Below are 11,069 nucleotides of genomic sequence, written 5' to 3' on the forward strand. Positions count from 1 at the left end.
ATCCACCAGCTGGACGCGACGCTGAGAGAATTCATCGACCAAGAGTAGCCGTTCAACTGCGACAAGCCAATGCAGCAGGCACTAATACGAGACTTCCATGCTTGGTCGGCCGCATTGACAAGTAATTATGTTCAGCCAATAGCTAATGCGAGTCCACAATGGGCTACCGAATCACGAAAAGCTCATCGCCCGAGAACCAATCGCTCTCCGTAATTCTGTTTAGCGCAGCCTCGGGGTCAGAGGACCAAAGTACGAGGGCCAGCGATTCCTGAGCTCGGCTGCAGGTGACATACAGGAGACGCAAGGTCCGGTCGATGGTCGTCTCCTTTCCTTTCCCCACATTCTCCCAGTCCGATTTGCTGAGCTGGACGCCCCCAAAAATCTTGTCGTACGAAATCTGATTGCCGCCGGCCAGCTTATCGTCCATTACGACCATGACGTGAAGGAACTCTGAGCCTTTGACCACCTGGTGAGTGGCGAGCAACGAATTTCCCGCGAGGTAAGTGCGGTACTTCTGCAGCTGACTCCATGGGGTGGCGAACAGCGCACACCAACCCCGACGTATGCGGTCCTTCTTGGACTCCTCCTCGCCCCTGGCCGGAGCTGGTGGCGCAGGAGACTTGTCGGCAAAAGCCTCTGAAAGACGATGGTCGACCTCGAACAGGTTTGCGCCCAAGACCGGCGTGAGAACTTGTCCAACAGTGGCTCCAGGATTTGCGCTAGCAGCAGCGAAGGCGGAAATGGCTTGAAGCATCTCCTCGAAACGCTTCGCGCGCTCGACGTAGTGCTCTGGCATGTTCTCGAGACGACCGAAGCAGCGAAAGACTTCGGTGGCCTTGAACTCGTCTATGACACCATCGGTGCCAACGCAGGCCTCCAACTGCGCGAGCTCATTCAAGAGCATCTGCACAGCAGTGGGCCCCTTGTTCTCACCGCTTCCCGTAGGCGCGGCCGAATTCGGGTCGATCAAGACCATTGCACTGTACGCGTCGAGAAACGAACCACGAGTTGCAACAAGCTTATGCTCCAGAGCAAGCAGCTGATACTGACCTTGGCTCCAGGCATCAGACCCGCTCGCTTGCCGCATCTGGTCTGCGCACCAGCGCTCGCCGGCGAGTTTTTCTTCCGGCGAGCGCGATGTGTCGCCGACGAAGAGTCGGACCACTCCCCCAGCCTTCTCAGTTCGCGGATGCTGTTCGACGCCGTTGGCTGGCTGCGTTCGGCCCTCCAGCTCTGCTTCCCATATTCTGTTGATGAGCGTGACGATTCGACGTTGACTGCGATGGTTCATTTGCAGCTCTGGCGTCGCCCAGCTCGCCGGAACTAGGCTTGGAAGGTCCGAGTGACCGTCGGTATAGATGCGCTGCCGATGGTCGCCAAGCAGTCCAAGAGTGAGGCCGTTACCCTTCGGCTCCACGAAGCTCATTAAGGCATCCAGCATGCCCTTCATTGTGTCTTGCGACTCATCGATAAGAATGATGGGGTGGCGGTCTTTCAGAATGGTCTGCAGCGTAGACCTGTGCCGAAGCAGCCAAGCTGTTGCGTCCAGCACGTGTTTGTGGGCGAGCGCCCCGGCACCGTGGGTCTCGCGGTCCGGATGGTAGATGAACACATCTGTTAGCTTCAATGCCTCGATGTCTGCCTTGATTTCATCCAAGTCCCGCTGCTTCGCTGGAGTGATCCCCCTCGGCTTGGCCCTCGCTTCTGCCGTTTCCTTTTCGAGTTGAGCTTGCTTAACGGCGACGAGCGCTGCTCGGATGTCATCGTTGAATCCGCTGATGAGCTCCCAGCAGAACGCGTGGATTGTGGAGACGCCCACTAGGTCGTTGTCTCCGAGGCGCCCATTGATGACCGCGACGGCGTTCTTCGTGTATGTGACCACGCGTATCGAGCGGCCATACATTCGCAGTCGTCGGGCGAGCTGTCCGCCCTTTTCGTGCTGCACAACGCCTGTCATTCGACGCAGCACCTCCACCAAGGTACGCGTCTTTCCGGAACCCGCACCGGCAAAGAGGAAGTAGCTGCGCGGCGGATCCTCAGTGAGATAGCCGCAGATTTGCTCGACAACCCCAGCATCGAGCTCGTTGTTAGCAAAGATGGGGGCCGCGCTCATGCCACCGGTTCCTTGCTGGGCTCAAGCTGCGCCTGTAGCCAGGCCAAGGCATCTGCGATGTACTTAGGGCAGGCAACTGGTTCATCAGAGGACAGCTTCTCGAAGATGCTTGCGGCAAACTCGCCTTTGTTGAGCGAGCTGTGCATTACCGTATGGAGCACCGCGACCATATCAGCAACGCTTTCAGCATCGGCCGCTGCTTTGGCCACAGAGCCAAGCGCGCCGGTTGGTGGCTCGACCTCCACGCCATCATCATCGACCTTCTCTTCCGTAAGGCCCTTGAACCAAGGCATGTTCGTAAGAACGAGAGAGTCTTCAAAAGAGCTGGGCCAGCTGCCGTCCGCTTCAGCAATCGGCAGCTGCCAGGCGAATCGCACGAGGCACTCTGCGGTCTCGCTCCATACCAGCTGAGCGTCGGTCGGATTCTTGAAGTCATCGAGCTTCTGGAGCTTCGGATGCCAACCACGGAGCGTCGGATTGCCACAGTGGAGGCCGGCTTGACCGGTGTTTGCAACCGCGACCAGCTTCTTGGTTGGCTCACCGTTCTTCTTGGGTTTTCCTTCCTGTTCCTCGCAAGGGTCGACGTCGGTGATGATGACGGTGGGAATCCTGAGCTTCTCGACGAGCGGCTTGAGTCGGTGAGCATGGCTCCCTCCGATATCAAGGAAGGACACATACCGACTGTTCAGCTCCTTGAAATCCCGCTCCATGAAGAGAGGGACGAGCATACGCTCCGCAACGCCTTCAACGAAGATGGCTGCATTGGCGAATAGTAGGTCGGTGTGCTGGACCCGGAAGTACCGCTCTGCGAACTGACGCGTCTTCTTGTCATCACCAAAGACATGCCCAAGGTTCACCACTTCGGTCGTCGGCATTGGGCTCGCCGCGCTCTTTGCAATGCGCCGGACATACCGGAGGCGGTCAAAGTCCTCAGCATGCGCGAGATGGCTCGAGTGGGTGCTGATGAGTAGCTGACTCTTGAGGGCAGAAGCGTCTGCCCCCGTCGGGCTGATGAGCTTGTGCGCCTTGTCAGGAAAGATGCGCTGCACCTGGACATGAAGGTGTGCCTCAGGCTCTTCAATCATCACAAGGTGAACGGGTGCAGGAGAACCCTTTTCCGGTTTGAACCGCGCGGCCTTGAATGACACCAGTTGGTAGCTGAGGGACTGGAGGTTCTGGTAGCCGAGTCCGATGGAGTATTCAGGGAGGAGTTCTTCGAGTGACTCCTTTTGCATGCTGTACTGGACTGCGGTTCCATGGTCTAGCAGGTCAGCCGTCTGGATACGCGTGCGAAAGCGAATCTCTTGAGGGTCGTGCAGACCTGGGTAGCCGAGCTCTTTCACTTCCTCAACCGAATCGGCAATGGCTTCGTGAATCTTCTTGTCAAGGTCTCTCTGCGCCTCCGCCACGGCTTTGATGAGGTCCGCTCGGTGACCATGCCCTGTGCTGGCGACGTTCAAGTGCTGACGGGCAAACTTGAGGAGCTGGTTGGAGAACATGCCAACTCGATGAGGGCCAGATGCGGACCGCGACTCAGCTTCTTCGCTGCCCAGCCCGCGCTGAGCGGCAACAAAGTCCACCCGTATGAACTTGGACAGGTGCTTTCGTTCAATGGGGCTGGCGTCTTCAGCAAGCGTCTGGGTGACGTAGGTCTTGAAGCCAGTAATTGGGTTGTTTTCTGCATCGAGCTTGTATGCGCGAACCTGGCCGAGTTTCGAAGGCTCACGGAGCCAAAAATCCAGAAGGTCTATGGGCCAGGCCAGCGAGTCCGGGCCCATATCCTTCACGGGTTCGCGTGCCGTGCGATATGCCCAGGCGAGTTGCTTTAGCTCTTCAATGGTCGACGTCGGTTCCAAGCGCAGCCGGATACCGACGGCACCACCCTTCCAGCTGAACTTGGAAAGAAATGGTGCGACGTAGTGATACATGCCCGCTTCCGCATCGAACCAGAGGTCCAACGTCGGCATAGTTGAGAGGAGAGTCTGAAACTGCTGCTTCCACTGATCCTCGTCTCCAGTATCGGTTAAGGGATCTTCGGCGAGCGCTTCCCATTCTTTTCCAAGAGCGCGCAGAGTAGGCCATTGTGAGAGGCTGATGTCGAAGGCGCCAAAAGGGGAGCCGTCCGCGAGGAAGTGACGGAGCGCGGCGAGTATCGAGGTTTTCCCGCTGTTGTTCGCTCCGACCAGAATGGTGGACTTTTTGTCGACGTCCAGTAGAACCTTGCCCAAGCGCCGGAATTGGCACAGCTCAAGAAATCGAAGTGTGATTCCTCCGAAATCTGGAATGACGGAACTCACGTCTGGCATTGAGGCACCTTTCAACTGGAACGTTGCGAGGCGCCAGTATTCAGCAGAAGCAGAATGCGCCCAGAGAAAAAGAATTCATGTTACCAGTAGTGACAACGACGATTTGGCTAGTAATCGTTGATCGATGAGTCTCAGTCGGCTGTATTTGGAAACCCAGTCGGAAAACTTGAGGCTGGGGGACGACAGCTTGGTACTGACAGGCTGTATCAGCAGCGGCGCTGACATTGGCTGAAATGGAAATATCTGCCTACATCCGTAGTGGGCTTCACGCTGTGTCACAAACGTATCAGTGCTGGCAGCCTCGCCGAGCTATCTTCATCGTCGAAAACAGTCGTTCGCCATTGGATACGCGACTGGCTGCTCACTGACTGAAGTTGTCTAGAAACCGGTGATTCGTGAACCTGCCAATAAAAGATGACTGCATGGCAGGACATGCTTCACATACGCGATTGTGCGAAGTGTCTTGAAAAGCGCAAAGCTACTTGAGATCGCCAAGATCACAAGAAGGTGCTGATCGCAAGTGCCGTGAAAGCTCTTCGCTAAGCATGGATGCTTTCCGCGAGACCATAGGTATTCCAAATTCGGGATCGAATCTTTCGCCAGGGAAAAAGGCGGCCTCCACCGCACGAAGTGAGAGCATCCCAAACCCATGAACACGGAGCAGTTCATGCGGGTAACTTGACCTAATTTGATCGACTGTCTTGATGCCGCACCGCGCCAATGCATTGATAGCACGTGGTGACAGCACGCATGCGATTAAGGCTGCGTCATCCATCGAAATGCTCCGATCTCCAAATTTCTATACAAAGTATGCATAGGTGCTGTCACGATGGTACAGGACACCTGTCAACACTCTCTTCAAAGAAAACATCAGGTCAGTCATTTCTCGTTTGAGCCTAGCAACCGTAAAAGATGTTCGGCGCTTAGGCACTGCTCGATCGCCCGACGTGCACTAATAACAACAAGCAATTGTAACAGAATTCATCAAAATTGCTTTATAAATTCACTGCGCTGCGTGATCTTATATACGTCAAAAAATACCAATCCCCCTCTAAGAAAAGAGCACATAGCATTATATTTTCTACTAGAAAATTATCAAATCAAATCCAATGCAACAGTAGAAAAATCTTGATTAGATTTGAAGCAATGTATATTGTTATCTACTTATGGATATCAAAAGCCTGTTGCTCATCCCCGACAGTTTGCGCAAACTTCGCCTTCGCCAAGGTCAGACTCAGCGCACTGTAGCTGACCAAGCCCATGTGGCTCAGTCACTGCTATGTGCAATAGAGAAGGGGCGAAAGATTGTGGGGCTCGAACAGGTGGAGCGAATTGTCAGAGTTCTGACTGACGACTCTGTTGAGATACAGCGCTTCAAAGACTTTGCAACTCACGATCAGATCGTCGCCATCGTGTCTCAGCGCTGTAGCGAGAGTCAAGCCCAAATTGTATCGGTTGCTCTTCGAGCACACTACATGCTCTCAGAAGGAGAGCTAGAAAACATTACATCTCTACTCGAGGAGTGCATCACAGCCAAGAGCCTCCTCAAAAACCCCCGATCGGAGCTAAAGATGAGCCTATAAAAGACAAACGGCGAGCACCCTTACGAGTACTCACCGCTGCCTCGGTTCGCTGGAAGCTTCACCGGATTGCACCTGAAGTCTCCCTCATTCCGCTGCCAGCGTCAACTCCCCCTTCGTCAGGGGAGGCATGTACTCGTCCTTTAATTACACATTCGTGCTCAGAAATGAGTGCGCAGGATATCTACATGCCTAATATTTTCATTAACTGGCCTATTACTGAAGCTCAAATATCGGAACGCATTGAAGCTCTCATCTCATCTCGTTCGCCCAGAAAGATTATTACGCGCTCTGGGCGGAACGTTCGAGGATTTTTCCCCAGCCTCAAATCGTGTTCTCGCAAGGAGAAATTCGAGTCAAATCTGGAGGCCTGCATCCTAGGAATTATTGAGGTCTCTTCAGCAGTCCTTCGCCTGAGGACTCATCCCTATGTATTGGTGCTATCCGGCGGTGAAGATACCAAAGATTTTTTCTACACACCCGACGTAGAGATCGAAACTGCAAATGGCAAAGTAATCATTGAGATCAAAGGCCTTCCGTATCTTAAAAGTCAGAAATCCCAGACACGCTACCGGTCGATTAGCCAAGCACTCCGAGGGCACCGAATCCCTTTCATCACGATTCTCTCTTCAGACATTGAGAAGTGGTCGACACAAGACGAGGTCCAGCAGCTTTTAAAAGCTCGACCATGGCCTCGTTTTGGCACACGTAGGCAACTTCAATCCGGCGTACCAGGCTTGGATGTGGATGAGTGCTCAGAGGAATTTTTAGAGCGCTGGCGTAAGGCAAGCGAGGAGTGCGATGCCTTGCTAACTCGCTTGATGCGCCGTGGTCCTGACGAAACGCTCGCTCAAGTTGCCTAAGGAAAAGTTATGCAATACGAACTTCCCTTCGACAACAAGAAGACTGTCTACCTCGACGACATAGCGTGCAAGTTCCTGGGTGTGACCAATGATGAGCAGGTACTGCTTCAAAACCAGGAATCCGGTGCCACCGTCATCGTCGGCTCGCAAGAGTTGGTTCAGAAGTACCTTACGGGAGATCTGAAGCTCGCCGTTACTGTCAGGCACATTGGTGTCCATAGCAATGAGCATGGCGCAGCTGTGCGTGCTGACAAGATGTCTCCGTTTGGGCGGTTCAATTCTGACCGGCACATCGCGTACGTGACCCAGCTCAATGAGCGCTTTGCCACTTGCGGGAGCCGAGCAATGCTGCAAAAAGCCATCGATCAAATCGCTCATGAGCGTGGCGAGCAGATCCCGCCCCATGCGTCCACCGTCTACCGCTGGTTAGGGGAATATCGAGCCGATGGTATTTCAGGGTTGCTGAGTCGGATAGGAAACTGTGGAGGTGCCAACAAAAGCAGACTACCGGCTCCGGTCGATGCGATCGTTCATCAAAAGATCGAGGAGACCCTCGATCGCAGCCACGTCTGGACTGCTGAGGCCATCTTGGACAGCATACGGGCAGAGATCAACATCAGGAATAAATTCCTGACTCAGCACGATCGGCTGACTGCCCCATCTATACGCACCTTGCAGCGCAGGCTTGCATCGCTTCCGCAGTTCGATGTGGCCGTAGCCAGATATGGGATTAAAGAAGCCGAGCGAAGGTTTGCAAACCACGGCGTTGCACGGCGGACCAAGCGGATACTGGAGCTCGTTGAGATTGACCACACGCCTCTGGACATCCTCATCGTCGATGAAAACGGCAATGTCATTGGGCGCCCCTTTCTTACGCTGATCATTGACCGGTACTCAAGGGCGGTACTGGGCTTTCATCTGTCTCTTGATGGTTACGGCGCCCACTCAGTTTTCTCCGCATTGCGCCACGCGCTCTTGCCCAAGACCTATCTTCGAGAGGGCAGGTTTGCAGAGCTCATGCTGACCTGGCCATGCTTTGGCTGGTTTGAGCGCTTGCTAATGGACAACGGCAGAGAGTTCCATTCCCACGCGTTAACCGATGCCTTGCTCAATCTCGGCATCGTCGGCGAGTTCGCCCAGTCCCGGCAGCCTAACGACAAGCCTTTCGTCGAGCGCCTGCTAAGAACCATCAACTATTCATTTGTGCATCAACTGCCGGGAACCACGTTCGCGAAATATGAACAACGACAGGGCGTGAACTCTGAAAAAGAAGCTGCCTTCACCCTTGAAGAGCTGGACATGGCTCTTCATGTCTGGCTGCTGCAGAAATACCATCGTCGCCCCCACCGGGGCCTTAGGAACAAGACTCCCCTTGAATTGTGGAATGAGTCTGCAAAGGCTTTTCCCCCAAAGCTGAAGTGCGACGTCGATCATGTGGATTTCGAATTCGCGGAACGAAAGGAGTCCGCACTGCAGCACTATGGGATTGATCTCAACACCTTCAGATATACCTCCACAGAGCTCATGCAGTTGCGCCGAATGCTGCCCGCGAACCAGAAGGTGGAAGTTAAGTGGCCACGCAGGGATGTCGGCTACATCTTTGTCTGGGATCCGCTCGATGAGCGCCCCATCAAGGCGTTCAATACTGAGCCTGAGTTCAGCGGCCTCAGCCTTGAGCAGGCACAAGCCGTACGTAAACGACACGCCCAGGATCTCCCGGAGAACCGGGCGATACGAGCTTCCGCAGGCGCGACTATCAATCAAATGCAGGATGACGCACGGAAAGCAAAAAGACTAAAGGAGCGCAAAGCAGGCTCACGTCTGGCTGGGATGAATAGCAGTAGTGTCCGCGCTCCGAAGCGCTCGCCGTCGCGGCCAGGGCCCGTGCCTTCACGTCAATTTCAAGTAGAGGTCGACACAGGCCATAGCGATGACCTCGATGTATTCGAAATGCTTGAACTGGAGACTGAACTGTGAGCACCCTGCAACCCATCCAAATTAACTTCAGCCAAATTTCGCAAAAAGTATCCAGCGCGTTTGGCAAGTTTCCCCAAGTGACAAGCCTGTTGAATACGCTAGACGAAAGGCTGCGATCGGCGTTGTCCCCAGGTGAGCCGGAGCACTTGCTGATCACGGGGCTGCCGGGGACCGGCAAAAGCACCCTACTGAACCACTTCACCAAGCTTCACCCAAGCATAGTTCATGAGGAATGGACAGAAGTACCCGTGGTCTATGTTGAGATTCCACCAAGGACGACGATCAAAGCCTTGGCTGGCATTGTTTTGCGCGAAATGGGCTCGCCATATTGGGACAAAGGCGACGAAGCTCAACGGACCATCCAGCTGCGAACACTGATCATTGCTTGCAAGACCCGCATGATCATCTTCGACGAGGTCAATCACTTGGTGGATCGCGGAGGAGTCAGAACGCACTATCACGTAGGAGATTGGATCAAGCAGCTATGCCGTCCAGGAGGACCAGTCCTTGTGCTCGCGGGCATACCGCGCGCAGAGCTATTGCTCGCAACAAACGCTCAGCTGCGCAGTAGATTCGGAGAGCAGATGTTCGTTCATGCTCTGTCTGCAAACGGCGAGGACATCAAGCTATTTTCAAAGGTTCTCAAGAGCTTTGAGAGGATGCTGTTGCCACTCCCATGCATCGACCTGGGCGATGCCGCTGTGACACGTCAATTCGCATTTGCTACAGATGGCCGCCTGAGGTCCATCTGCCACCTGCTACGACGTGCCGTCGCTATTGCCTCCCAGCAACCCAATCCAAAGATCGACGGGCAGACTCTGGCTCAAGCTTTTGTAGAAGTGGTTTACCGCGAAGCAACCCATGAGCGCAATCCGTTCCATCCCAAGTTCAATGGCGTCGCGCTCACCCGCGCGAAAGAGCCGTTTGCTCAGGAGGCACAACGTGGATGAATTGCAGAAAACGTACCCTGCAGCCGGAACAGCGCTGTTGGTGCGACCGGCACGAAAATGGGATGAGTGCGTCATTGGGTTTCATGGTCGAGTTGCCGCGCAAAACGGCATCAGACGCAGAGAGTTGGAACCACTCTTGCCCCGACAAAAAGTTTGCACCCATGCGTTCGGTCATCCGCTACCAGCTTGGGCCTGGAAGTACGGAGGAAAAGAGTATTCCACCTCCGCATGCATCCATTGCATATGGGAGAACCGCTACATCAAGCAGGCATGGAGGATCAAGCTCGTGGAAGTCTGCCACGTGCATCACACGTTGCTCAAGCCTGCGCGCGGCGTGGATAACAAGCGCTGTAGTTTTGAGGCCATCTATTCAAGCCTTGATGATCCGACATTCCGCTCGGCCAACACCTGTCACGCCAACTATCGTGATGATGAATGGAGAGTCTTCCAATCCATCTGGCCTTGGATAAATGAACAGCGTGAAGTGGGCTCGCAGGAGCTCGCTGCAAGCACACTCATCGCAACATTGCTACAGCGCTTGGCATACGTCAGGCCAGAAGATGGTGGCACCCAGCGACAACCATTCCTTGCCCAAGTGGACCGTTGGGCCAAGTCAATTGACCTGGACATATGCGCATCCAGATACGGTATCGATGAGTTGCTAGTGAGATTGCCAAGCTCGCTCCACCGAGCTGCGGCCTATCGATTTCTCAATGAGGTAGTGGATGCCGAAGAGATCCAACCGTCGGTTATGCGCGAGCTGCCTCTACACCGATGGCTGTCCCTGCTGCAATCGCTCCTGGCATCAGGCTCTGATGCTCTAGCACCTGACAGACAGAGTGCCGTTGACAGTGCATCGTTGCGACAGCGGATAGAGGAGCTGTACGTTCCCGCAGAAAAGAGGCAATTCCTATTGGAGATTTTTGAAAGAGCCGCTACCCAAGCTGAACGAGAGCGCCCAAAACACGGTCGCATATTCAAGCTTCATAGGGCTATTTCACTCGAGGTGGTGGCAGCAGACATCTGCATGCCACACGAGGCCATTCGCTACCTGCGGCTCGGGCACTGCCAGCCTCTCGTCATTGCTCTACGTCGATGTGATTTGCTGCGAGCTTGGCAGACTGGTCCACACCAGTTCTATCTGCGAAGCCAGATGGAGGGTATGCTGGAAAAGCTCACGCGTCACGCACATCCATTTGAAGGGCAAACTGGGCTTCCCCCGGTTTTCCGGACACATCGAATGACATGATGCGTTTAGGAGGCGAATATGCCAAGGACGA

8 protein-coding genes are annotated in these 11,069 nt (G+C 54.5%); 5 read left to right on the forward strand and 3 right to left on the reverse strand.

What is annotated here, in order from left to right; translation table 11 throughout:
- Positions 1-163: 163 nt before the first annotated feature.
- The 3 genes from LPW39_RS21735 to LPW39_RS23645 all read right to left on the reverse strand — a co-directional run bounded on the left by LPW39_RS21735 (position 164) and on the right by LPW39_RS23645 (position 5,194).
- Positions 164-2,113 carry a UvrD-helicase domain-containing protein gene (locus LPW39_RS21735; protein ID WP_230780268.1) on the reverse strand — a complete coding sequence of 650 codons (1,950 nt, stop codon included), beginning with the start codon at positions 2,111-2,113 and terminating at the stop codon, positions 164-166.
- Complete coding sequence (locus LPW39_RS21740) at positions 2,110-4,419, reverse strand: AAA family ATPase (protein WP_230780271.1); 2,310 nt, start codon at positions 4,417-4,419, stop codon at positions 2,110-2,112. The genes LPW39_RS21735 and LPW39_RS21740 overlap by 4 nt, the downstream gene beginning before the upstream one ends.
- A 478-nt stretch (positions 4,420-4,897) precedes the next feature.
- Positions 4,898-5,194, reverse strand: coding sequence for a DNA-directed RNA polymerase subunit alpha C-terminal domain-containing protein (locus tag LPW39_RS23645; RefSeq protein WP_407928894.1), 297 nt, complete (start codon positions 5,192-5,194; stop codon positions 4,898-4,900).
- Positions 5,195-5,585: 391 nt separating this feature from the next.
- On the opposite strand from LPW39_RS23645, the gene LPW39_RS23650 reads away from it, so the two are divergent.
- The 5 genes from LPW39_RS23650 (at position 5,586) to LPW39_RS21760 (ending at position 11,038) form a co-directional block, all read left to right on the forward strand.
- Positions 5,586-6,002 (forward strand): helix-turn-helix domain-containing protein, encoded by a 417-nt coding sequence (locus LPW39_RS23650; protein ID WP_407928895.1) that lies wholly within the window; start codon positions 5,586-5,588, stop codon positions 6,000-6,002.
- A 185-nt stretch (positions 6,003-6,187) separates the two neighbouring features.
- Positions 6,188-6,862, forward strand: coding sequence for a hypothetical protein (locus tag LPW39_RS21745; protein WP_230780274.1), 675 nt, complete (start codon positions 6,188-6,190; stop codon positions 6,860-6,862).
- Positions 6,863-6,871: 9 nt separating this feature from the next.
- The gene (locus LPW39_RS21750; RefSeq protein ID WP_230780277.1) at positions 6,872-8,839 is read left to right on the forward strand and encodes a Mu transposase C-terminal domain-containing protein; all 1,968 of its coding nucleotides are present in this window, start codon (positions 6,872-6,874) and stop codon (positions 8,837-8,839) included.
- The gene (locus LPW39_RS21755) at positions 8,836-9,789 is read left to right on the forward strand and encodes a TniB family NTP-binding protein (protein WP_230780280.1); all 954 of its coding nucleotides are present in this window, start codon (positions 8,836-8,838) and stop codon (positions 9,787-9,789) included. The genes LPW39_RS21750 and LPW39_RS21755 overlap by 4 nt, the downstream gene beginning before the upstream one ends.
- Entirely contained in the window at positions 9,782-11,038 is a 1,257-nt protein-coding gene (locus tag LPW39_RS21760) for a hypothetical protein (protein WP_230780283.1), read from the forward strand. Before LPW39_RS21755 ends, LPW39_RS21760 begins: the two co-directional genes overlap by 8 nt.
- Positions 11,039-11,069: the final 31 nt, after the last annotated feature.

Source organism: Comamonas koreensis (assembly GCF_021026195.1).
In the GTDB taxonomy this organism is placed as follows: Bacteria; Pseudomonadota; Gammaproteobacteria; order Burkholderiales; family Burkholderiaceae_C; genus Comamonas; species Comamonas koreensis.

Bases quoted from the DNA above. Each gene is read 5' to 3' on its own strand.
- LPW39_RS21735 (WP_230780268.1), bottom strand. From the start codon at position 2,113: ATGAGCGCGGCCCCCATCTTTGCTAACAACGAGCTCGATGCTGGGGTT.
- LPW39_RS21740 (WP_230780271.1), bottom strand. From the start codon at position 4,419: ATGCCAGACGTGAGTTCCGTCATTCCAGATTTCGGAGGAATCACACTT.
- LPW39_RS23645 (WP_407928894.1), bottom strand. From the start codon at position 5,194: ATGGATGACGCAGCCTTAATCGCATGCGTGCTGTCACCACGTGCTATC.
- LPW39_RS23650 (WP_407928895.1), top strand. From the start codon at position 5,586: ATGGATATCAAAAGCCTGTTGCTCATCCCCGACAGTTTGCGCAAACTT.
- LPW39_RS21745 (WP_230780274.1), top strand. From the start codon at position 6,188: ATGCCTAATATTTTCATTAACTGGCCTATTACTGAAGCTCAAATATCG.
- LPW39_RS21750 (WP_230780277.1), top strand. From the start codon at position 6,872: ATGCAATACGAACTTCCCTTCGACAACAAGAAGACTGTCTACCTCGAC.